The sequence below is a fragment of the Acinetobacter sp. SW-226 genome, from assembly GCF_055632855.1.
Genome location: NZ_CM145752.1, coordinates 51,432 through 72,682, shown reverse-complemented (window position 1 = coordinate 72,682; position 21,251 = coordinate 51,432). Strand labels below are relative to the sequence as shown.

General features: G+C 43.3%; 23 protein-coding genes and 1 pseudogene. 15 read left to right on the top strand and 9 right to left on the bottom strand.

Annotation, left to right across the window (positions count from 1 at the left end):
* Nucleotides 1-181: 181 nt before the first annotated feature.
* The 4 genes from ACZ8ZH_RS00270 to ACZ8ZH_RS00255 all read left to right on the top strand — a co-directional run bounded on the left by ACZ8ZH_RS00270 (nt 182) and on the right by ACZ8ZH_RS00255 (nt 3,236).
* Nucleotides 182-967: an ABC transporter substrate-binding protein gene (locus ACZ8ZH_RS00270; protein ID WP_086210340.1), complete on the top strand. Its 786-nt coding sequence runs from the start codon at nt 182-184 to the stop codon at nt 965-967.
* A gap of 84 nt (nt 968-1,051) precedes the next feature.
* Nucleotides 1,052-1,741 carry an ABC transporter permease gene (locus ACZ8ZH_RS00265; protein WP_119063338.1) on the top strand — a complete coding sequence of 230 codons (690 nt, stop codon included), beginning with the start codon at nt 1,052-1,054 and terminating at the stop codon, nt 1,739-1,741.
* Nucleotides 1,738-2,451 carry an ABC transporter permease gene (locus ACZ8ZH_RS00260; protein WP_086210342.1) on the top strand — a complete coding sequence of 238 codons (714 nt, stop codon included), beginning with the start codon at nt 1,738-1,740 and terminating at the stop codon, nt 2,449-2,451. The genes ACZ8ZH_RS00265 and ACZ8ZH_RS00260 overlap by 4 nt, the downstream gene beginning before the upstream one ends.
* Nucleotides 2,452-2,459: 8 nt before the next feature.
* Nucleotides 2,460-3,236 (top strand): ABC transporter ATP-binding protein, encoded by a 777-nt coding sequence (locus tag ACZ8ZH_RS00255; RefSeq protein ID WP_119063339.1) that lies wholly within the window; start codon nt 2,460-2,462, stop codon nt 3,234-3,236.
* A 613-nt stretch (nt 3,237-3,849) separates the two neighbouring features.
* Here the strand turns inward: ACZ8ZH_RS00255 and ACZ8ZH_RS00250 are convergent.
* On the bottom strand, nt 3,850-4,308 hold the full coding sequence (locus ACZ8ZH_RS00250) for an Lrp/AsnC family transcriptional regulator (RefSeq protein WP_110974702.1): 459 nt from the start codon (nt 4,306-4,308) through the stop codon (nt 3,850-3,852).
* A gap of 93 nt (nt 4,309-4,401) precedes the next feature.
* On the opposite strand from ACZ8ZH_RS00250, the gene ACZ8ZH_RS00245 reads away from it, so the two are divergent.
* Nucleotides 4,402-5,019 carry a LysE family translocator gene (locus ACZ8ZH_RS00245; RefSeq protein ID WP_119063340.1) on the top strand — a complete coding sequence of 206 codons (618 nt, stop codon included), beginning with the start codon at nt 4,402-4,404 and terminating at the stop codon, nt 5,017-5,019.
* Nucleotides 5,020-5,102: 83 nt separating this feature from the next.
* Here ACZ8ZH_RS00245 and ACZ8ZH_RS00240 read toward each other — a convergent pair whose 3' ends face one another.
* Nucleotides 5,103-6,386, bottom strand: a complete 1,284-nt coding sequence (locus ACZ8ZH_RS00240; RefSeq protein WP_119063341.1) for a replication-associated recombination protein A — start codon at nt 6,384-6,386, stop codon at nt 5,103-5,105.
* Nucleotides 6,387-6,484: 98 nt separating this feature from the next.
* Nucleotides 6,485-6,937 carry a YcgN family cysteine cluster protein gene (locus tag ACZ8ZH_RS00235; protein WP_119063342.1) on the bottom strand — a complete coding sequence of 151 codons (453 nt, stop codon included), beginning with the start codon at nt 6,935-6,937 and terminating at the stop codon, nt 6,485-6,487.
* A 201-nt stretch (nt 6,938-7,138) separates the two neighbouring features.
* On the opposite strand from ACZ8ZH_RS00235, the gene ACZ8ZH_RS00230 reads away from it, so the two are divergent.
* From ACZ8ZH_RS00230 to ahr, 8 genes and pseudogenes are all read left to right on the top strand, one after another.
* Nucleotides 7,139-7,297, top strand: a complete 159-nt coding sequence (locus ACZ8ZH_RS00230; RefSeq protein ID WP_004647174.1) for a DUF1328 domain-containing protein — start codon at nt 7,139-7,141, stop codon at nt 7,295-7,297.
* A gap of 169 nt (nt 7,298-7,466) precedes the next feature.
* Nucleotides 7,467-8,207: a dienelactone hydrolase family protein gene (locus ACZ8ZH_RS00225; protein ID WP_119063343.1), complete on the top strand. Its 741-nt coding sequence runs from the start codon at nt 7,467-7,469 to the stop codon at nt 8,205-8,207.
* A gap of 73 nt (nt 8,208-8,280) precedes the next feature.
* Entirely contained in the window at nt 8,281-8,643 is a 363-nt protein-coding gene (locus ACZ8ZH_RS00220) for an HIT family protein (protein ID WP_119063344.1), read from the top strand.
* A gap of 106 nt (nt 8,644-8,749) precedes the next feature.
* Nucleotides 8,750-9,785, top strand: a pseudogene (gene mutY, locus ACZ8ZH_RS00215) (A/G-specific adenine glycosylase).
* 99 nt (nt 9,786-9,884) lie between these two features.
* Nucleotides 9,885-10,427, top strand: coding sequence for a M23 family metallopeptidase (locus ACZ8ZH_RS00210; RefSeq protein ID WP_171405789.1), 543 nt, complete (start codon nt 9,885-9,887; stop codon nt 10,425-10,427).
* 15 nt (nt 10,428-10,442) lie between these two features.
* Nucleotides 10,443-10,688: a hypothetical protein gene (locus ACZ8ZH_RS00205; protein ID WP_086210351.1), complete on the top strand. Its 246-nt coding sequence runs from the start codon at nt 10,443-10,445 to the stop codon at nt 10,686-10,688.
* A 21-nt stretch (nt 10,689-10,709) separates the two neighbouring features.
* Nucleotides 10,710-11,264, top strand: coding sequence for a DNA-3-methyladenine glycosylase I (locus tag ACZ8ZH_RS00200; protein WP_119063347.1), 555 nt, complete (start codon nt 10,710-10,712; stop codon nt 11,262-11,264).
* 33 nt (nt 11,265-11,297) lie between these two features.
* Entirely contained in the window at nt 11,298-12,320 is a 1,023-nt protein-coding gene (gene ahr / locus ACZ8ZH_RS00195) for an NADPH-dependent aldehyde reductase Ahr (protein WP_086210353.1), read from the top strand.
* A gap of 28 nt (nt 12,321-12,348) precedes the next feature.
* On the opposite strand, the gene ACZ8ZH_RS00190 is transcribed toward ahr, so the two are convergent.
* Nucleotides 12,349-13,800, bottom strand: coding sequence for an aminotransferase-like domain-containing protein (locus tag ACZ8ZH_RS00190; protein WP_119063348.1), 1,452 nt, complete (start codon nt 13,798-13,800; stop codon nt 12,349-12,351).
* A 99-nt stretch (nt 13,801-13,899) separates the two neighbouring features.
* On the opposite strand from ACZ8ZH_RS00190, the gene ACZ8ZH_RS00185 reads away from it, so the two are divergent.
* Complete coding sequence (locus tag ACZ8ZH_RS00185; protein ID WP_119063349.1) at nt 13,900-14,304, top strand: hypothetical protein; 405 nt, start codon at nt 13,900-13,902, stop codon at nt 14,302-14,304.
* Nucleotides 14,305-14,355: 51 nt separating this feature from the next.
* Here the strand turns inward: ACZ8ZH_RS00185 and ACZ8ZH_RS00180 are convergent, their stop codons facing one another.
* Both ACZ8ZH_RS00180 and dapB read right to left on the bottom strand, forming a co-directional pair.
* A complete protein-coding gene (locus ACZ8ZH_RS00180; protein WP_086210356.1) occupies nt 14,356-15,003 on the bottom strand; it encodes an START domain-containing protein in 648 nt (215 codons plus the stop codon).
* Between the two features lie 57 nt (nt 15,004-15,060).
* Nucleotides 15,061-15,882 (bottom strand): 4-hydroxy-tetrahydrodipicolinate reductase, encoded by an 822-nt coding sequence (gene dapB / locus ACZ8ZH_RS00175; protein ID WP_086210357.1) that lies wholly within the window; start codon nt 15,880-15,882, stop codon nt 15,061-15,063.
* 197 nt (nt 15,883-16,079) lie between these two features.
* On the opposite strand from dapB, the gene ACZ8ZH_RS00170 reads away from it, so the two are divergent.
* A complete protein-coding gene (locus ACZ8ZH_RS00170) occupies nt 16,080-16,316 on the top strand; it encodes a hypothetical protein (RefSeq protein WP_110974713.1) in 237 nt (78 codons plus the stop codon).
* Between the two features lie 63 nt (nt 16,317-16,379).
* On the opposite strand, the gene dnaJ is transcribed toward ACZ8ZH_RS00170, so the two are convergent.
* The 3 genes from dnaJ to ACZ8ZH_RS00155 form a co-directional block, all read right to left on the bottom strand.
* Nucleotides 16,380-17,498 (bottom strand): molecular chaperone DnaJ, encoded by a 1,119-nt coding sequence (dnaJ, locus tag ACZ8ZH_RS00165; RefSeq protein WP_086210359.1) that lies wholly within the window; start codon nt 17,496-17,498, stop codon nt 16,380-16,382.
* Nucleotides 17,499-17,603: 105 nt separating this feature from the next.
* Entirely contained in the window at nt 17,604-17,981 is a 378-nt protein-coding gene (locus ACZ8ZH_RS00160; RefSeq protein ID WP_086210360.1) for a hypothetical protein, read from the bottom strand.
* Between the two features lie 130 nt (nt 17,982-18,111).
* Nucleotides 18,112-21,249, bottom strand: coding sequence for an efflux RND transporter permease subunit (locus tag ACZ8ZH_RS00155; protein ID WP_119063350.1), 3,138 nt, complete (start codon nt 21,247-21,249; stop codon nt 18,112-18,114).
* Between the last annotated feature and the right edge of the window lie 2 nt (nt 21,250-21,251).

Here is a 21,251-nt window from a genome sequence, read left to right as displayed (position 1 = left end):
AAAAATTTTCCAACCGAAACAGTACGCTTATTTCCTCCTATCTCATGGCGAAAGATCAACTCATCACCAACGATCGGAAAATTGGTATAAATATTGCTTTTATTCAAAAGTAATCAGTAGGATAAGTTCTATCTTCGTCTTATTTTTTAGATTTGATTTTTTACGGATGGCTATATTTACAATGAAAAACTGGCAAAAGAAATTACTCCTTTCGACCACATTCGTACTCACTGCGTTGAGCGGCTCTGTTCAAGCCAAAGAATGGAAAACTATTCGTTTTGGTACAGAATCCGCATACGCTCCTTTTGAATATAAAACCCCTGACAATAAGCTGGTCGGTTTTGACATCGACTTGGGAAATGCTATTTGCGCCAAATTAAAAGCCAAATGTGTTTGGGTAGAAAACTCCTTTGATGGAATGATTCCTGCCCTCAAAGCCAAGAAATTTGATGGAATTTTATCATCCATGACCGTGACGGCTGATCGTTCAAAACAAATCGCGTTTAGTAATAAAATTTATAATACTCCAACCCGCATGGTCGCGAAAAAAGGCTCTCCTTTACTTCCGACACCCGCTTCTTTGAAAGGAAAACGTGTAGGTGTGCAACAAGGGACCATCCAAGAAAGTTATGCAAAAGCTTATTGGGCACCTAAAGGTGTGAATGTGGTTCCTTATCCAAACCAAGACGTGCTTTATCAAGACATGGTTTCTGGGCGTCTAGATGCAACATTACAAGATGCAATTATGGTTGATGGTGGTTTCCTGAAATCAGCAAAAGGTAAAGGCTTTGCTTTTGCAGGCAATAATGTGGTCGATGCCAAAACACTCGGTGTAGGGGCTGCCATCGGCTTACGTAAAGAAGACGTCGATCTGAAAAAGAATATTGATAAGGCTTTAGCTGAAATTATTGCCGACGGCACCTATAAAAAACTCGAGAAAAAATACTTCTCCTTCAGCATTTATTAACCTATAAAGTGTCGGTTCAATACCGACACTTTTTATATATAGCTGATTTACAAAATATTATATTTTTACTCGGAGAAACTGAGTATGTTTTTGTCTGGCTATGGTCCCGTATTACTCAGTGGCACTTGGATGACCATTCAGCTTGCATTGTTATCCCTTGTACTTTCGATCATGATTGGATTGTTTGGTGCAAGTGCCAAACTCTCCCATATTAAAATCATACGCTATGTTGCGACTGTTTATACCACACTCATTCGTAGTGTTCCCGATCTGGTGATCATGTTGTTGTTATTCTATAGCCTGCAACTTGGACTGAACTCCATTACCGAATCTTTGCAGATGGAGCAAATTGATATCAATCCCTTCGTGGCGGGGGTGATTACTTTGGCATTTATTTATGGGGCCTATTTTACTGAAACCTTTCGTGGTGCATTTCAAGCCGTCCCCAAAGGTCAACTTGAAGCCGCATATGCCTACGGCATGACCCCATTTCAAGTTTTCAGGCGTGTCCTCTTTCCACAAATGATGCGTTTTGCCTTACCAGGCATTGGTAACAACTGGCAAGTCCTCATCAAAGCCACCGCTTTGGTGTCCTTAATTGGTTTGACCGACATTGTCAAAATTACCCAAGATGTAGGTCGAAGCAGCATGCAAGTGTTCTATTTTAGTATCGTTGCGGCAGTCATTTATTTGGCCATCACCACCCTTTCAAATTTAATACTCATGTGGCTGGAACGTCGTTATTCTGCTGGTGTGAAAAAGGGACAATTATGATTGAGATTATTCAACAATATTGGCAGTCTTACCTGTGGACCGATGGTTTTCAAATGACTGGCGTTGCCATGACCGCATGGTTGTTGGTGCTTTCTATTGCAATTGGCTTTGTTTTAGCTGTGCCTCTATCGGTTGCCCGCGTATCAGAAAATCCTTTTTTACGTCTTCCTGTTTGGTTTTACACCTATGTATTTCGTGGTACACCCCTCTATGTACAACTGCTGATTATTTACACGGGAATTTATAGCCTTGAATTTGTCCATGCCCATGAACGGCTCGATGAATTCTTTAGAGAAGGGCTTAATTGCACCATTTTAGCGTTTGCACTCAATACAGCGGCTTATACCACTGAGATTTTTGCTGGCGCAATACGTTCAATTCCCTACGGTGAAATTGAGGCAGCAAAAGCCTTTGGAATGTCGCCGTGGAAACGCTATACCCGCATTATTATTCCGTCTATGCTACGCCGAGCACTGCCTTTTTATGGCAATGAAGTCATTTTGATGCTGCATGCAACCACCATTGCCTTCACTGCAACCGTGCCTGATATTCTCAAAATTGCACGAGATGTCAATGCTGCCACTTATGCCACTTTTGACGCCTTTGGCATTGCCGCTGTGCTATATGCCTGTCTGGCATTTATCCTCATTTGGATCTTTCGTAAATTGGAACAACGCTGGCTGGCGTTTTTAAAACCATCGAATCATTAGGAGAAAAAATGGAAAATTCAGCAAAACTGGTGATTCGAGATCTTTGTAAAAGCTTTGGCGATCATGAAGTCTTAAAAGGGGTTTCACTTGAGGCACATGCAGGCGATGTGATTAGTATTATTGGTTCCTCGGGTTCAGGTAAAAGCACCTTTCTTCGCTGCATCAATTTTCTAGAGCAGCCAAGCCAAGGTAGCATTGAACTCAATGGTGAGCAGTTAGAGATGAGCTTGGATAAAAATGGCAATCTCAAAGCAAAAAATCCCAAACAGCTACAAAAAATGCGCACCCAACTGATGATGGTGTTTCAACATTTCAACCTATGGTCACATATGACGGTATTAGAAAACATCGTTGAAGGGCCCATTCATGTTTTAGGTTTAAAACGGAGTGAAGCGGAAGAACGGGCTCGTAAATATTTAAGAAAAGTTGGACTCGCAGAAAGTGTAGAAACAAAATACCCCTCTTTTCTATCTGGTGGACAGCAACAGCGTGTCGCGATTGCTCGTGCCTTGGCAATGGAGCCTGAGGTGATGTTGTTTGATGAACCAACCAGTGCTTTGGACCCTGAGCTGGTAGGTGAGGTGTTAAAAGTGATGCAAAGTTTGGCTGAAGAAGGCCGAACCATGATTGTGGTCACCCATGAAATGGGCTTCGCACGCCATGTGTCCAACCATGTTATATTTTTAGATCAAGGTAAAATTGAAGAACAAGGCGACCCGAAAGAAGTCTTGATTCACCCGAAAAGTGAACGCCTAAAACAGTTTTTAGAAGGTAACTTTAAATAATTGAATAGCCCTCAAAACCCTGATTCAAGAAAAACCCGTTTTAAACAGAATGCCAGTCAGTTCCGAAACTGACCGGCATTTCCTTTTTAAACTCTAGATCTTATTTGATACTGGTTAATGTCATCCGCCATCCGAACAAAAATAAAAACATTGCTTTTATCTGTGGTGCAAGACGAAGTCGTCAGCATTAAAAATGGACTGCTTTTACAGCAAAAGTTGTTTTACATATATAAATTGAACAAATTCTGTGGTCGAGCACATCGCATTGCAAGATTTTTTCTTACTAAACCTCGCTTCATCAGAAACAAAACAAAGACCGAAAATTGAACTTAAAAACGCTAAGGCTCAGCAAAAAGGAGCTAAAAGTTTAAGGAAATGAATATGGAGCGTATTTACTGGCTGACATTTTCTTTTTAATCGGGCCATTTTATTATAACCCTAAACCAACACTGTCAACTTGGCACATATATAGGGCCGATAGCTAACGTTTTATCGCGGTACACTCAAACAGACAAGAATACTTCAACATCAACGCACGACTGAAAGAGTTCAACTCGCGAATAGCGATTCATGTTAAAAACCTCGCTAGAACATTCGGTGTCCTATTGACACGTTATATATTTGCATACTGATTTTTAGTGGTTTCCATCACTAAAAAACTGGTGATGGAGGTAATACAAGGAATCGTCCCCAAAACATCCGTATGGAACTTTTTATACGCTTTAATATCTGCCACTTCTACTCTAAGTAAATACTCAACCGAGCCCGTAATGGTATGACACTCGGTCACTTCATCCGCAGCAGAAATCACATCCTCAAACTGAACCAAACTTTCTTTTGAGTGACAAGACAACCCGATAGTCACATAAACCGTTAAACCAATCCCCAAAAGCGAACGGTCAATCACCGCTTTATATCCGCGAATAATGCCTATTTTTTCTAGTTCTTGCACGCGTCGTAAACAGGCCGAGGCTGACAAACCCACGCGTTCTGCCAGTTTAATATTGGTTAAATGTGCATCGCGTTCAAGCTCACACAATATCTTTCGGTCCAAGCGGTCTAATTCAATCATTTATTGCATAAAATTCATTTTTAAAGATCAATATACAATCAAATTGTGCTAGATCAACAATAAAATAATATTTATTTTGACCTTTCAGCCATTATGAATATGTCTCTCTTTGCACCTTATCTGCTGTTTTGTATTGTTATGACAAGCACACCTGGCCCTAATAATGCACTGGTCATACTGTCTGGTGCACGATTTGGAATATATAAAACTGTACCGCTCATTCTTGGCATTGCCTTTGGGGTTGCCGTACAACTCTTCACCATTGGCATCGGATTGAACCAAATTTTCCTTACTCTGCCTCAGCTTCAATTTATTTTAGGTTTTATTGGTTTTATATATATTCTTTGGCTTGCATGGAAAATTGCATCTAGTGGGCCACTCAACATCGAATTAGAGCAGAAACCATCCATGGGCTTTCTGCAAGGTGCGTTATTTCAGTGGGTCAATCCCAAAGCATGGATCATCTCTATCAGCACAGTCTCGACTTATTTTGCTTTAAATCCTCCTGTCAGCGAGATCATTTATGCCACCCTGATTTTAATGTTGGTTTCGATTCCCTGCGTTGGCATTTGGGCGGTGAGTGGACTTTTCTTACGTCAGCACCTCATCAAACCTCAGTTTGCTTTTATCTTTAATATCACGATGGCAATTGCCTTGCTGGTCTCTGTTTTACCTACTGCATTGCGATTGATGAGTAGTTTAACGCCATGAGCATATAAAAATCCCTACACATGGCTACAACGCATACATCAACCACTCCAACAAAAAAGCCCGATCTTTCAATCGGGCTATGTTTACTGTTGTTGCTGCTGTTGTTGCTGTTGTTGCCAACGTCGCTGTTGTAAGCGCTCTCCTTCAACCTCACGCTTATTGCGTGCTGACTCATATAGCTTGGTGCCTTTCAGTTCAGATGGTAAATACTCTTGCATCACAAAATGCTCTGGATAGTTGTGTGGATACAAGTAGTCGACACCATAGCCCTGCTCTTGCATCAACTTAGTTGGTGCATTTCTTAAATGCAACGGCACAGGTAAATTTGCCGTTTTTTCAGCCAAATCTAAGGCTTTATTGATTGCAAGATATGTACTATTACTTTTTGCACTGGTCGCCAAATACACCGCACACTGCCCTAAAATAATTCGGCACTCTGGCATACCCACAGCTTGAACAGAGCGGAAGCATTCGCCCGCCAGAAGTAAAGCATTCGGATTTGAGTTGCCAATATCCTCAGAGGCAGCAATCAACATACGACGTGCAATAAAAACGGGATCTTCTCCGCCTTTGAGCATGCGTGCCATCCAATATAAAGTAGCATCAGGGTCACTGCCACGAATCGACTTGATAAAAGCCGACACCAAATCATAGTGCTGCTCACCCGATTTGTCATAACGGGCAATATTTTGCTGTGCAACTTTGACCACCATTGCATTGGTCACGATATTTTCAACGTCTGGCTCGAAAGTTCCTGCAATCAACTCAATAAGATTCAAAGCTTTACGTGCATCACCTGCGGCAAATTGCACCAAAGCTTCAAATTCTTCGATCTGAATGTAGCGCTCTTTTAAAAATTTGTCGTTCTTAATCGCTTGTAATAATAAAGTTTGAATCGCATCAGCATCGAGTGCATTTAAGGTATAGACCTGACAACGTGACAGTAGCGCGCTGTTCACTTCAAAAGATGGATTTTCTGTGGTGGCGCCAATGAGGGTAATTTTGCCTTTCTCCACAGCATTCAGTAGCGCGTCTTGCTGTGATTTGTTAAAACGATGAATTTCGTCAATAAACACCACGGGTGGCATTAAGTCCCCGCCATCGGCAATGATCTCACGGAGTTCTTTGACCCCCGTATTGAGTGCAGATAGACTGACAAACGGTCGGTCGATCGCTTGTGCCAACAGTAAAGCAATCGTGGTTTTCCCCACCCCAGGTGGTCCCCAAAAAATAATAGATGGCAAATGTCCTTGATCAATCATTTGACGGAGCGGTGCCTGCTCACCCAATAAGTGATCCTGCCCAATAATTTCAGACAAATCACGCGGGCGTAAACGTTCAGGCAGTGGAATATTGCTATCGGACATAGGACTAAGACTTAAATGCGTTCATCGAATGCTTATGTTATGGCAAATTCAGGTAAATGACACAAGCTTTTCATGCAATTTCACGCCGCTTTTCTCCGCTAGCGAACCCAACGCACAATATAGTCTTCGATCTCTTCTTGATTGATCTCATCTTCAGAAATACAGCGTCCCGCCGCAGACTTTTTGGCTTTTAGAATGCTCTCACGTGAACCCGTGTTCAGATAGTGCCATCTGGGTAAATTTTTACCTTCATGTAAACGACGATAGGCACAGCTCGGTGGTAACCAATGAATCGTGTCTAAAAGTTCGGGGGTGAGCTGGATACAATCGGGTACATGCTGCTTGCGGTTGGGGTAATCACGACAACTGGCCGTTTGGCAATCCAACAGCTTACAAGACACTTTGGTATAGGCGACTTCCTGACTTTCCTCATCTTCAAGTTTCACCAAACAACACAGACCACAACCATCACACAGCGCCTCCCATTCTGCTGGATGTAACTCAGCAAGGGGATAATGCTTCCAAAACTCTGGGCGTAATTCGTGTGCCATGGGGGCTGCCAATAAACTCAATGACCTATTATAACCGATCATCAGCTTAGTTTTTAGCGTCAGATCATTTTCAAGATTTACATCATATTCATAAACTTAAAATAAAAACAGAACATTTTTTAAACAAAAGCAACACAGTGAGTTTGAAGGATCTTTTTATACTCAATAAGTAATCAATAAAAACATCCATGGAGAAGAGCTATGTTTCGTTGGGCGATTATTTTTGCAGTGATTGCACTGATTGCAAGTTTACTTGGCTTTGGTGGTGTCGCAGGTTTATCGAAAGACTTTGCAATTATTTTATTAGTGATTGCAGTCATACTTGCTATTGTCGGCTTCTTGTCCCGTGGCAAAGTATAGGGAGCTTAAATGCTTTACTGACAAAAAAGAAGGAATGATTTCCTTCTTTTTTCGTTATGGCATTTAAAAAATAATTTCTCACATTTCTTCTACAAATCAGGCTGTTTTTCAAATCCTTGTAAAAGTTTTTATGCTTTAATCAGAACATATTATCTAACAGGATTTGAGCATGACGATCAGTATTCAAACTCGGGAAATTCAATATAACACAGCAGATGGACAACGCTTAGTCGGTTATTTTGCAGCACCCAATGGCCAAACACCCCATGCAGGAATCATTGTTGCACCCGAATGGTGGGGTCGAAATGAATATACTGAACAACGTGCTCGCGAACTAGCTGAACATGGTTATGCTGCTCTGGCGATTGATATGTACGGCGACAAAAAAGTCACCACTGATGCCAAGCAAGCCTATGAATGGATGATGCAAACTTTTGCCGATGCAGACACCATCGTCAACCGTGCGCAAGCTGGTTTAGAGACGCTTGCAGCCCAGCCTGAAGTGAATGCCGATCAACTGGCGGCCATTGGTTTTTGTTATGGTGGCAAAGTGGTTTTAGACTTGGCACGTTCTGGTGCTCCACTCAAAGCTGTCGCAACCTTCCATGCAACTTTGGCACCGAAAGCCCCTGCGGTCGAAGGTCAAATTCAAGGTGAAATTTTAGTTTTACATGGTGAGTTAGACAGCATGGTCACCTTGGATGATGTTGCAAGCTTCCGTGAAGAAATGCATGCAGCGAAAGTAAATCATGAAGTCATTATTTTTGAAGATGCGAAGCATGGCTTTAGTAATCCATTAGCCGATGAACGTGCCAAAGCCAATGATGTAGACTTGGGCTATAACCCTGAAGCAGAAAGACAGGGTCTTGAAGCAATGTATGACTTGCTAGAACGCAATCTCAGTGCTTAACTAGAGACGAGCAAGCAAATATCACTTGCTCATATCCAGTAGGATAGATAATTAGATTTTAGAGGAGATAACAATGACTGAGACCCAATGCCAATATTGTAATTTTGATGAATTTGATGTGCTTGATAAAAATGAGTTTGGGGTGATTTTACCCGAACCCAATGCGCTCTCTAAAGGTCATTGCGTCATTATCCCTCTACGCCATATCAGTTCATTCTTTGATATCACTGACAAAGAACGTAAGAGCTTAATGTCTTTGTTAGAACTGGCACGTAATGAACTCCAATTGCGCCATCAACCGTCAGGTTTCCATATTGGGTTTAATGATGGTGAAATATTTGGAAATGTGTCTGAACACCTGCATATTCATATTATTCCACGCTATAAAAACCAAGAGCTCAAACTCGATGCACGCTGGGGCATGACACACGACTAAATGCTCATTTGATCAATGGCGCTTCGGCGCCATTTTTTATAGGCAAAATACATGCGTATAAAAGACATTCCGTTATACTAAGTCGAATTTTTTGTTTGTGCTTCAGATGTCTCCTTTCTCTTTTTCAGATGCGTTACTGACTTGGTTCGACGTTCATGGTCGACATGACCTACCATGGCAAGTGGCCAATGACCCCTACAAAGTTTGGGTGTCTGAAATTATGCTACAACAGACCCAAGTCAAAACCGTACTGCAATATTTCGAGCGTTTTATCGAACGCTTCCCAACGGTTGAAACTTTAGGGACAGCATCATGGGATGAAGTCGCACCTTACTGGGCAGGTCTCGGCTACTACGCACGCGCGCGTAATCTGCATAAAGCGGCTAGTATTGTGGCACGCCATGGTGCTTTTCCTCAAACCTTGGAAGGATGGATTGAGCTGCCCGGTATTGGACCCTCTACCGCAGGGGCACTGATGTCTTTGGGTTTACGTCAGTACGGCGTCATTATGGATGGTAATGTAAAGCGCGTTATCGCACGTTTTTTTGCTATTGATGACGACCTGAGTAAACCCGCGCATGAGCGTAGCATGTGGCAACTGGCTGACGAACTTTGCCCAAATGAACGTAACCATGACTACACCCAAGCCATCATGGATTTGGGGGCAACCGTATGTACACCGAAAAAACCGTTGTGCCTCTACTGTCCCATGCAGCAACACTGTAAGGCCCATGCACAAGGGCTAGAAACGGAATTACCCTTTAAAAAACCCAAAAAAGCTGTCCCAATAAAGTCGGCTCAAGTATTGGTGCTGCGTCATCACAATCAATGGCTGTGGCAACAACGCCCCAATAGTGGACTGTGGGGGGGGGTTATGGTGTTTACCTATTTTTGAAAACTGTGATGCATTCACGCAACTGTGCCAAAGTTTAGGGCTTAAACGAGCTACACAACGCGCCGAAATTTCACATAGTTTTACTCACTTCACTTGGCAACTGGAAGCACTTTGTTTTGAGGTCGATGCCGATCAACTCGAACATTTAAGTATTGAACTGGCAGGCATGTGGTTCGATGTACAAAATGTCACAGAAATGGGCATCCCAACCGCCATGAAAAAATTGATCTCAGCAATTCAACTGTGACATAGTGATGTCATCAATTTGATTGATGATAAAACTTAAAATTAGCTCACTTTAAAATGAGATCACAGAGATAAGAAAGGATTGTTCGTGCGTTATTGTTTGCCTCGCATTTCTGCCATTAGCAGTCTAAGTATTCTTCTCCTTTTACTTGCTGCTTGTCGTACCACACCCCCTGTGCCCAGCGGTAGCCAATTACCCGCAGCTCAAGTTCAGCAGCTTAAAAATATGCGTTTAGCCCAACAATTCCCGGTACCAGTTCAGGGCATCAAACGTCATGCGCTCAAAGACACTTGGGGTGCCTCACGCAGCAGTGGGCGAACGCATGAAGGCATCGACATTTTGGCACCAAAGGGAACCAAAGTTTTTTCCGTCACAGAAGGCCTAGTCGCGGACTTACGTAATAACAATTTGGGTGGTAAAGTGGTTTGGATTATGGGACCCGCTGGCACATGGCATTATTATGCTCACCTTGATGATCATAAACGTGGTTTAAAGGTCGGAGACTATGTTAAAAAAGGCGATGTGATTGGCTATGTTGGCAACACAGGCAATGCACGATACACCGCCCCACATTTACATTATGGACTGTATTTACAAGGCAAAGGTCGTGGTGCAGTAAATCCCTATCCTTATTTACGTTAACTTTAGGAATTTTTCATGTCAGAAGCGTTGATCAACCGTCTGGTCGAATTTGCTGAATCAGGCAATCAACAAAAAATTATCTTGGCAGGACAAAGCCACCAAGGCTGGATCATGGAAATTACTGAAGATGCACTCTTAATCAGCACTGGATTTGCAGAAAAGACCGGAAAAGATGTTTGGATTAACTTCTCCGAGCTCGAACACGCCCAATTATTTTATTGGGATAATCAACTCGATCAATGGGCAACGTTTACCCTATAAATAAAAAAGGAGCATTTCCAGATGACCACTCAACGCTGCGGATGGTGCTCCTCAGACCCGCTCTACATCGACTACCATGATCATGAGTGGGGTAAACCACTACATGATGAAAAGCAGCTCTTTGCGATGCTCTGCCTCGAAGGTCAACAAGCGGGGCTGTCATGGATTACCGTCCTGAAAAAACGTGAACACTATCATCGCCATTTTTTCCAGCATTCCATCGAGCAAATTGCAAGTTTTAGCGAAGCAGACTTAGCCACTAAAGTCCAAGACGCAGGGCTAATCAGGCATATCGGAAAACTCACTGCGATTCGTGACAATGCGATTGCATGGGTTGCACTGAAACAACAAGGCATCAACCCTGTGGAATGGCTCTGGAACTTTGTCGAGCAACATGCCATCAACAATGATGTTCCTGACTACCGCACAGCACCTGCACAAACACCTCAAAGCCAAAGCATGTCAAAAGCACTGAAAAAACAGGGCTTCAAGTTTGTTGGCCCGACCACCTGTTATGCCTTTATGCAAGCGGTCGGTATGGTCAATGATCATGAAAATGGCTGTCATTTTAAATAAAACCATCTCAAACGATAAATAAGGACACCGAATATGACTGACAACACCATTCGTGCCTATGCGGCGATGCAAGCAGGCGAGGCCTTACAACCCTATCAATTCGATGCAGGCGAACTGCAAGCACATCAAGTTGAAGTGCAGGTGGAATATTGTGGACTGTGTCATTCTGATGTTTCGGTCATCAATAATGACTGGAATTCATCGGTCTACCCTGTGGTTGCAGGCCATGAAATTATTGGTACTATCATTCGCTTAGGCTCAGAGGCCAAAGGCTTAAAACTGGGGCAACGCGTAGGTATCGGTTGGACCGCTGAAAGTTGTCAACACTGTGACCCATGCGTGTCGGGGCAGCAGGTGCTCTGTACAGGCGGTTCAACAGCAACCATCGTAGGGCATGCAGGTGGTTTTGCCAACAAAGTTCGGGCAGGTTGGCAGTGGATTATTCCCTTACCTGAAGATCTGGACCCTGAGTCAGCAGGGCCTTTGCTGTGTGGCGGGATTACTGTTTTTGATCCAATTTTAAAGCACCAAATTCAAGCTATTCACCATGTTGGTGTGATTGGCATTGGTGGGCTTGGTCATATGGCGATTAAGCTTCTGAAAGGATGGGGCTGTGAAATTACGGCATTCACGTCCAATTTAGACAAAGCTGAAGAGCTCAAGGCTATGGGGGCAGACCATGTCGTAAATAGCCGAGATGTGGATGCACTTAAAGCACAAAGAGGCAAATTCGATCTGTTGCTCAGTACGGTGAATGTCACGCTCAATTGGCAAGCATATTTAGCCACACTTGCTCCGAATGGTACGGTACATATGTTGGGACTGCCCTTAGAACCGATGCAAATTTCTGCGGGTAGTCTAATTGGTGGGGCCAAATCTATCACAGGTTCACCGACAGGATCTCCTGCGGCATTACGCCAACTCCTCAAGTTCGCTGCACGTAAAAATATTGCGCCACAAATTGAACTGTATCCCATGTCGCAGTTAAATGAAGCGCTGGAACGTTTACATTCAGGACAAGCACGTTATCGTATTGTCCTCAAAGCTGACTTTTAAACGATGAGCGCCTCAAAAGAGGCGCTTTTTAGACCGCTTGTTTAACCCCTACCGAACGATTAATTTGCGCCTTGACCCAATCGGCCAACAAGCTAACGGCCTCCCGAATATCTACCGAAAGTTCATGTCCAGCATTGAGACGGATACAGTTTTTATAACGCTGCCCTTCTCCAAAAACCTCTCCGGGCACAATATTGATACCATGTTGTTGCGCAAAATAGTACATGTCTAAACCATCAATACTTTCGGGAAGTTGTAGCCATAGCGCATATCCTCCCAAGGGCTGATTGATCCGTAACTCTACCCCGTCAAAGGCATGCATGATCATGTGTCGATATTGTTCAACTTGCTGTTTCAAAATCGGTTTAAGCTGCTGTAAATGTTCGCGATAGGCACGGCTATAAATCAGGTCAGCCAGTGCCAACTGCAAAGGTGTATTCACGGTGATATTTTGCATCAGCAAAGTAGCCTTCAAATGCGCTAAGCGCTGCGGAATACAGAACCAACCTACCCGATACGCAGTTGAAAGTGACTTGGAAACCGAACCACAGAAAATCACATAACCCTGCTGATCCCAATATTTAATCGGCAGCGGACGACTCGAGCTGAAACTACATTCACCATAAATATCATCTTCAATTACATAGCATTGATAACGTGCCGCCAGTTGTGCAATTTTTTCTTTTTCTGCATTGCTTAGGCAAAACCCCAAGGGATTTTGATAATTGGCCGTAAGTAAGCATGCTTTTGCGCCTGAACTTTGCATGACTTGCTCTAAACGTTCCAAATCAAAACCTTGAGTATCGGCTGGAATTTCAATGATTTTTCGCTTTAAGCTAGCCAACATTTGCAGCTGACCATTAAAATTCGGTGTTGGGACAATCACGCTGTCCCCTTCTTGGCTTAAGTTTTGAATGATTACCGACAATGCAGGCATACAGCCATTGCTGATGTAAATATCATCCTGCGAAATGTAAAAACCATCTTCAGCCCAATGCTCCGACAAAGCTTGTCTTAGGCGAATATGACCTTGCTTATCACTATATAAAAAGTCTTCAGGTTGGCTATGCTTTAGTGCACGTTGGATTGAACGGCGGAGTGCTTCTACAGGCACATGTTTAGGCGAAAGCTGAATAGCACCCAAATGAATGAGACGACTGTTAATAGAAGACTGTTGAATTTCAAGTTGCAGTTCTAAATTTGAGATCTCACGCTCTTGGGACTGAAAGTCTGGATGCTGTGGCACAGGAATAGAGGGACTGGATTTTTTCTGATAGCTGACAAAATAGCCTGATTTATTTTTTACATGAATATAGCCCTGCGATTCGAGCAGTTCATAACAACTTTTGGCAGTATTTAGACTGACCTTTTGTAAAGTTGCAAACTGTCGCAAAGACAGCAATTTCTGTCCTGCGGGTAATTCCGCATTTTGAATTTTCTCAAGTAACTGCGTCGCCAAGCTCTGATACTGAAAAGCCATGCATCTGTACCTATTTTTTTAAATTTTATGTATCTGTATCCATTATGCGCACAGAATTATGCTCCTGTCATCCGTCAACGAACGTCAATAGGTGCCTTTATGAAAAAAATAATGATTTCTTTATTTTGTGTATTGAATTTATCTGCATGCCAACCGCAAAAGGTTTCACAGCAAGTACAGCAACAGCACTTTATTTGTAAAGCGCTCATTGAAGGGTTTCTCAAAACACAGAACTTAAATGACTACCAATTTTTAAGTTTACAGCCGAGCTTGACGGAAACAGCAACACAGCGAACCTATGAATATCGGTTGAACGATGAACGACAAATGCAGATAAATTTACCCAACAAGAAACATTTAGAATTTCAATGTGATCAAAGCAGTGCCAAACATTTCACAATCTCACTTGCTGGTGAAGGGCATGTCATGCTGAGTTTAATGCACCTAGATTTACCTCAGGCGTCGACTTTACAGCAACTGACTACTTACCAACAGCCTGAATAAAACCACCATCAAAATCAATTGCCTGTACCGCAGTGCAGGCTTTCAGCAGTTCTAACGTAAAGCCACAGGTAACTGCACAGGCAGATCACGCTGTTCCTGCAATTGCTTTTTCATTTTCTGTAGCATTTGATAAGGCTGCTGTTGGACGAACATGTTCACGATACTCAGTGGAATCGAGCCTTCAGGATTGGCATAACCCGAAGTGGAAACTCTCACTTTGTTTGGTCCGAGTTTTTGGAAAGTCCAATCGCCTTCATAGTGGTTTAAGCGTACATAGTCTGGATTTTTCAGAATATTTTTATCAATGGCTTTGTTTTTAATACTTATCACCCCCTGACTGTCCTTGATCATTTTGCCTTGCACCACCAAGTCGCGATCTTTTAAAGGAAAAGGAAAGTCGAGCACCATATACAACTGGAATTCACCTTTTTTATCATCGCGGGACAAAACTTTGACACTGCCCATATACGGTACCCATTTCACTGCGTGATCTACATCCAAAATCAGTGAAACGGCTTTTTCAATCGGCACATCAAACGTGGTTTCAGCCTTATATAAAAAAACGGGGTTTTGTGCATTTTGATAAGTCCAAACTTTAATATTATTTTTATGAATACTCAGTTTGGCTTGATCCATAGGCTTGGCTTGTGCTGTGCTCATTAAGGCAACAACACAAGCCATATACATGACTTTTTTCATTCTATTCTTCGTCTTATTTTCGTTTTTATCTTGTTTTTATTACGAATGAAACTGGTTTTATACTTGGATATCGTTAAAACCTAACACATCTTTCATATCATATTTACCTGCTTCACGCCCGATGACCCAAGCCGCAGCGCGTACGGCACCTGAAGCAAAGTTCATTCGGTTGGTCGCTTTATGGGTAATTTCAACACGCTCGCCATCGGCAATAAACATCGCGGTATGTTCACCGACAATATCGCCACCACGAATAGTTTGGAAGCCAATGCTTTGACGTTCACGAGGCCCTGTATGACCTTCACGGCAGTATACTGCATCCGTTTTCAAGTCACGCCCTAAAGCTCCAGCAATCGCTTCACCCATCATCAGCGCTGTGCCTGATGGCGCATCGACTTTATGACGGTGATGTGCTTCAATCACTTCAATATCCACGGTGTCACCAAAGACTTTAGAAGCCAATTCCAACAGTTTAATCGAAACGTTGACACCCACAGAATAATTGGCTGCATACACCACAGGTGTTTGAGTCGCAGAGTCATCCAAATAGGCTTTTTGTTCGTCATTCATGCCAGTAGTACCAATCACAATGGCTACACCCGCTTCACGACAAATTTTTAAATGCTGAACAGTCGCTACTGGTGCAGTGAAATCAATCACCACATCACACTCTTTCACTACCGCTTCTAGGCTACCCACCACCTTCACCCCAAGGCTACCAATTCCTGCAAGCTCACCTGCATCTGCACCAATCAATGAACTTTCAGGACGTTCAACGGCTGCAGCCAATTGATAGCCTGCTTCGTTTACCGCTTGAATAAGGATGCGACCCATACGACCGCCTGCACCCAAGACACCAATGCGTGGAGCTGCTGACATAATATATTCCTAATGTAGCTTCAAAATTGTTCTTACTATAGCAAAACTCATTGCCCAGACTAAGTTTTGTTAGCCATTTTCATCGAAAAAATCGCTTTATTTTCAAACATCATTTCTCGTCATTTTCACAAATTTGCAATCAATATTACGCAGACTAGGTTCGCGTTAAAAAACAACTTTAAAATGAGGAAAATAGAATGAAAGCAAAGGTACTTTTTCTAGCGATCGCGTTTGGGGGCTGTCTGGCAAATGTTCAGGCTGAACCTGCTGTTCAAGCAGGCGACACTTTGGAAAGTTTGTCACAAGTCAAAATTAGCACCAGTACACACCCAAAGGTCAATACTGAACAACAAGCACCATCTGTTGCACCTGTTGAAGAGACCGTCTCTGTAGATCAGATTGATCAACCTGAACTTCCAACAGAAGTGCAGTAACATAAAAAAAGCGGGAAAATTTTCCCGCTCTTTTCAATCTTATTTAACCGATATGACATTTTATCAGTCAAACAGACGGTCAAAGAAAGACTTTTTCTTCGGTGATGATTTGTGATCATCTCCATCCAGAGTTTCTTGCAACTCTTTTAACAACTCACGTTGACGTGCTGTTAAGTTGACTGGCGTTTCGATCACGATACGGCAGAGTAAGTCACCTTGCATACTGGTACGTACAGGTTTAACCCCTTTGCCACGTAAACGGAACATTTTACCCGTTTGTGTACCTTCAGGAATTTTCAAACTCACGCGACCTTCGAGTGTCGGGATTTCAATTTCTTTACCCAAAGCAGCATCGGCAATGCTTACAGGCACATCCATATACAGGTCTGCACCATCACGTTGGAAGATTTCGTGTTCACGCACGACCACTTCTACGTACAAGTCACCTGACTGACCGTCACGAATCGCTTCACCTTTACCCGTTAAACGAACGCGGTCACCATTGTCGACGCCCGCAGGAATCGTCACTTCAAGGGTTTGTTGACGGTCTTTAACACCTGAACCATGACAAGTATTACATGGGTTTTTAATGATCTTGCCCTGACCACGACAAGTGCTACAAGTCTGCTGTACAGAGAAGAAACCTTGTTGCATGCGAACCTGACCTGCACCATGACAGGTTTTACAGGTTTCAACATCATTCGGGTTTTTAGAACCTTTGCCATCACACGTTTCACACGGTGCTGGTGCAGTAAAAGTAATGGTTTTCTTCACTCCTTTTACTGCTTCTTCCAAGGTCAGTTCCATTACATAACGTAAGTCAGAACCACGGCGCGCACGCTGTTGACCACGACCACCGCCACCACCAAATGCGCCACCGAAAATGTCACCAAATTGACTAAAGATATCTTCTGCGCTGAAACCACCACCGAAGCCACCGCCGCCGCCCATACCACCTTCAAAGGCTTGATGCCCCATACGGTCATACATGCTGCGCTTTTCGCTATCCGACAAAATTTCATAAGCTTCAGCAGCTTCTTTGAACTTCTCTTCAGCTTCGGCATTATCAGGGTTACGATCTGGATGATATTTCATCGCCAACTTACGGTAGGCTTTTTTAATTTCATCATCACTAGCGGTTTTAGCAACACCTAAAACCTCATAATAATCACGTTTAGCCATGTCTGGCGATGCTCCTCACGGAATTTATTTAATACTGGGCTGTGGTCTGAAATTGGGGGTCAAACCAAGTTTTACAAGGGGATGTTTGAAAAAAAATCAGTATGTTTAGAAAACAGCCTTATTTTTCAAAAATTTAGAGAAGCCTTTAAACCATGCATTTAAAAGAAAAAGAAATGCAATACAGCTAAAAACGACACCTGCAACAGTACATGCGGTGACCCACAATGCGCTGTCCCAAGTGAAAAACATGAGCGGAATAAACCACAATGCTGCAAACAAAGCCAAGATGCTATAAATCACAATATTACGCATCACCCAAAGGGCTTGGGCTTGTAACCAGACCTCAGCGTGATCAATCTGCGTGACTTTCCGTGCATACCAATATGAAAATGCGCCACTAATCACAGTAAACAAAGCTAAAAACATGAAGACATAAGAAATCGCTATAGAGCGGCGATACTTGGTAATATTGTCTTGCATCATGCGTTTAACCCCATTTGCTACATCGTTCGTTTTGTAATGTGTAGCAAAAACTGCTTTATAAAAATGCCATAAATTTCAGGTGCTACTATATTGAAATTTTCAATGTTTCGCACCTGATATTGGCATAAATTTACAGCTTATGGCTAATTTTTTTTACTTTAAACCACTGCGCATACAAGGCAGGTAAAAAGAACAGGGTTAATAGCGTCGCTACAATCAATCCACCCATAATCGCAACAGCCATGGGACCAAAGAAAATACTTCTGGACAGTGGAATCATGGCAAGGACAGCCGCCAATGCCGTCAGCACAATCGGACGACAGCGTCGCACGGTTGCATCAATGATCGCATCCCATGTTTCATGCCCTGCTTGAATGTCTTGCTCAATCTGATCAATCAAGATCAACGAGTTACGCATAATCATCCCCGACAGGGCAATAGTGCCTAACATTGCAACAAAACCAAAGGGTTTATTGAACAGCAGCAAGAATAGCACCACACCAATTAAGCCTAAAGGTGCGGTAAGCAGTACAATTGTCGCACGCGACATACTGCGCAGTTGAATCATCAGCAAGGTCATGACCACGGCCAAGAACAAAGGCATGCCCGCTACAACCGATTTACCACCACGTGCAGACTCTTCCACGGTACCACCCACTTCAACCAAATAACCATTTGGCAATTCGGCACGTAACTGATCCATCTGTTCAGCCATTTCATCCACTACAGTGGCAGGCTGTAATTTGGTTCGAATATCTGCACGCACCGTAATGGTCGGTAAGCGGTTACGGTGCCAGATCAATCCATCTTCAAAACCATAATTAATTTTCGCAATTTGCGCGAGTGGCACTGTGCCACCACTTGAGGTTGGAATAGCCAGACTGGAAAGGGACTCTACTTCAGCCCGTTCCGCTTGGTCTCCGCGTAAGCGGATCTCAATCAGTTCTCGCTTTTCACGGTATTGGTTAATCGTGGCACCCGAAATAGAACTGTTCAAGAAATTGGCTAAATCTAAACTAGACACCCCCATTTGGCGGGCACGGTCTTGATCAATCTCTAAGCTAATCACCTTACTTGGCTCACCCCAGTCAAGGTGTACATTCGTTGTGTTCGGGTTTGTGCCAATGAGCGCAGCTACTTTGTCCGCCCATGCACGAACCTGTGTCAAATCTTCACCTGATACTCGATACTGGATTGGATAACCAACAGGTGGCCCATTTTCAAGCAGAGAAACGCGAGTACGAACATCTGGCAGTAACTGACGGATTTGTGTATCTAAAGACTTGCGAATTTCATTTCGATCATCCAATGAAGAGGCCAAAACCACAAACTGTGCGAAACTTGCCTGTGGCAGTTGCTGATCGAGCGGTAAATAAAAGCGCGGTGAACCTGTGCCCACATAAGCCACATAGTTATCAATCCCCTTTTGCTTCGATAGGAACTGTTCGACCTTTTTCACTGCATTTTCAGTTGCGGTTAAAGACGCACCTTCCTCGAGTTTTAAATCGACCAAAATTTCTGCGCGATTCGAAGGCGGGAAGAATTGTTGTGGTACCAATTTAAACATGAGCACCGAGAGCACAAAGATCCCAACCGTTGTCGCAATGACCGTTTTTCGATAAGTCACACACAGATTGACCCAACGACGAAAACCTTGATAGAACTTGGTTTGATAGGGATCATGCTGCTCACCAGGATGATGCACCGTTGACTGTGGCTCAGGCTGCTGGCGCAATCGTGCCCACAACCGGCTATACCACGGTGCTTTTTGGATGAGATCCTTATTGAAATCAGGCAATAATTTGTCGCCCAAATAAGGTACAAACAATACAGCCGCAAACCACGACACAATTAAAGCAATGGTCACCACTTGGAAAATAGAACGCGTGTATTCACCTGTACTTGAAGCTGCTGTTGCAATTGGCAAAAAGCCCGCAGCGGTAATCAATGTTCCCGTCAGCATTGGGAAGGCCGTGGTTCGCCACGCATGCCCCGCGGCTTGTAGCCGACTATAGCCCTGCTCCATTTTAATGGCCATCATTTCGACTGCAATAATGGCATCATCAACCAACAGTCCCAGTGCTAAAATCAAAGCCCCCAACGAAATTTTATGCAAGCCAACATCAAAAATATTCATGCCTGCAAAGGTCATCGCTAAGACCAGTGGAATGGAGAATGCCACCACCAGCCCAGTACGGAAACCCAGTGAAAAGAAACTCACTAGCAGGACAATAATGACCGCTTCTGCAAGCACTTTCATAAATTCGTTGACACTGCGCTTCACCGCAACGGGCTGATCTGAAACTTTTTTCAGTTCCATACCAAGGGGTAAGGTTTTTTGCAGATTAGAAAACTCAGTCTCTAGGTTTTTACCCAAAGCCAAGATGTCGCCACCTTTGCGCATCGAGACCGCAATCCCGATACCATTTTCGCCCATAAAACGCATACGGGGTTGAGCTGGCTCACTAAAGCCTCGATAGACATCAGCAACGTCACTAAGCTGGATGGTTTTTCCATTGACCAAGAGTGGCATACGTTGCAGTTCTGCAACGCTTTTAATCTGCCCTGTGACTCTCAGTTGAATGCGGTCAGACTTCGTTTCAAAGAAACCTGCACTGGCCATGGTATTTTGCTGTTGCAACGCTTGTTGAATAGCTGTGACGGGAATACCTAACTGCGCAGCTTTGGTGTTGGAAATTTCAATCCAAATTTTTTGGTCTTGTAAACCAACAAGGTTCACCTTAGCCACATCTTTGACACGTTGTAGTTGTAACTGCAAACGATCGGCATATTCTTTCATCACCGCATAGTCAAAGTCTTTACCAGTCAATACATAGATATTACCGAAAGTGTCACCAAACTCATCGTTAAAGAAAGGACCCTGAACACCATCTGGGAGTTCATGCTTAATATCATTGACTTTTTTACGAACATCATACCAAACATCAGGTATTTCACTCGAGCGCATGGCATCACGTGCTACAAAAGTGACCATGGACTCGCCAGGTCGTGAATACGCCATAATACGTTCGTATTTACCCGTGGTCATCAGTTCTTTTTCAATACGATCTGTGACTTGTTCCGATACCTCACGCGCAGTTGCACCAGGCCAGTATGTCTGCACTACCATGACTTTAAAGGTAAAAGGCGGGTCTTCACTTTGAGCAAGTTTGGAATAAGACACCACCCCAATGATCCCGAGTAACAACATAAAATAGAGGATCAAACCTTTATTTTTAAGTGCCCATTCGGACAGGTTGTAGTTCATGC

Bases quoted from the DNA above. Each gene is read 5' to 3' on its own strand.
- ACZ8ZH_RS00270 (WP_086210340.1), top strand. From the start codon at position 182: ATGAAAAACTGGCAAAAGAAATTACTCCTTTCGACCACATTCGTACTC.
- ACZ8ZH_RS00265 (WP_119063338.1), top strand. From the start codon at position 1,052: ATGTTTTTGTCTGGCTATGGTCCCGTATTACTCAGTGGCACTTGGATG.
- ACZ8ZH_RS00260 (WP_086210342.1), top strand. From the start codon at position 1,738: ATGATTGAGATTATTCAACAATATTGGCAGTCTTACCTGTGGACCGAT.
- ACZ8ZH_RS00255 (WP_119063339.1), top strand. From the start codon at position 2,460: ATGGAAAATTCAGCAAAACTGGTGATTCGAGATCTTTGTAAAAGCTTT.
- ACZ8ZH_RS00250 (WP_110974702.1), bottom strand. From the start codon at position 4,308: ATGATTGAATTAGACCGCTTGGACCGAAAGATATTGTGTGAGCTTGAA.
- ACZ8ZH_RS00245 (WP_119063340.1), top strand. From the start codon at position 4,402: ATGAATATGTCTCTCTTTGCACCTTATCTGCTGTTTTGTATTGTTATG.
- ACZ8ZH_RS00240 (WP_119063341.1), bottom strand. From the start codon at position 6,386: ATGTCCGATAGCAATATTCCACTGCCTGAACGTTTACGCCCGCGTGAT.
- ACZ8ZH_RS00235 (WP_119063342.1), bottom strand. From the start codon at position 6,937: ATGGCACACGAATTACGCCCAGAGTTTTGGAAGCATTATCCCCTTGCT.
- ACZ8ZH_RS00230 (WP_004647174.1), top strand. From the start codon at position 7,139: ATGTTTCGTTGGGCGATTATTTTTGCAGTGATTGCACTGATTGCAAGT.
- ACZ8ZH_RS00225 (WP_119063343.1), top strand. From the start codon at position 7,467: ATGACGATCAGTATTCAAACTCGGGAAATTCAATATAACACAGCAGAT.
- ACZ8ZH_RS00220 (WP_119063344.1), top strand. From the start codon at position 8,281: ATGACTGAGACCCAATGCCAATATTGTAATTTTGATGAATTTGATGTG.
- ACZ8ZH_RS00205 (WP_086210351.1), top strand. From the start codon at position 10,443: ATGTCAGAAGCGTTGATCAACCGTCTGGTCGAATTTGCTGAATCAGGC.
- ACZ8ZH_RS00200 (WP_119063347.1), top strand. From the start codon at position 10,710: ATGACCACTCAACGCTGCGGATGGTGCTCCTCAGACCCGCTCTACATC.
- ahr (WP_086210353.1), top strand. From the start codon at position 11,298: ATGACTGACAACACCATTCGTGCCTATGCGGCGATGCAAGCAGGCGAG.
- ACZ8ZH_RS00190 (WP_119063348.1), bottom strand. From the start codon at position 13,800: ATGGCTTTTCAGTATCAGAGCTTGGCGACGCAGTTACTTGAGAAAATT.
- ACZ8ZH_RS00185 (WP_119063349.1), top strand. From the start codon at position 13,900: ATGAAAAAAATAATGATTTCTTTATTTTGTGTATTGAATTTATCTGCA.
- ACZ8ZH_RS00180 (WP_086210356.1), bottom strand. From the start codon at position 15,003: ATGAAAAAAGTCATGTATATGGCTTGTGTTGTTGCCTTAATGAGCACA.
- dapB (WP_086210357.1), bottom strand. From the start codon at position 15,882: ATGTCAGCAGCTCCACGCATTGGTGTCTTGGGTGCAGGCGGTCGTATG.
- ACZ8ZH_RS00170 (WP_110974713.1), top strand. From the start codon at position 16,080: ATGAAAGCAAAGGTACTTTTTCTAGCGATCGCGTTTGGGGGCTGTCTG.
- dnaJ (WP_086210359.1), bottom strand. From the start codon at position 17,498: ATGGCTAAACGTGATTATTATGAGGTTTTAGGTGTTGCTAAAACCGCT.
- ACZ8ZH_RS00160 (WP_086210360.1), bottom strand. From the start codon at position 17,981: ATGATGCAAGACAATATTACCAAGTATCGCCGCTCTATAGCGATTTCT.
- ACZ8ZH_RS00155 (WP_119063350.1), bottom strand. From the start codon at position 21,249: ATGAACTACAACCTGTCCGAATGGGCACTTAAAAATAAAGGTTTGATC.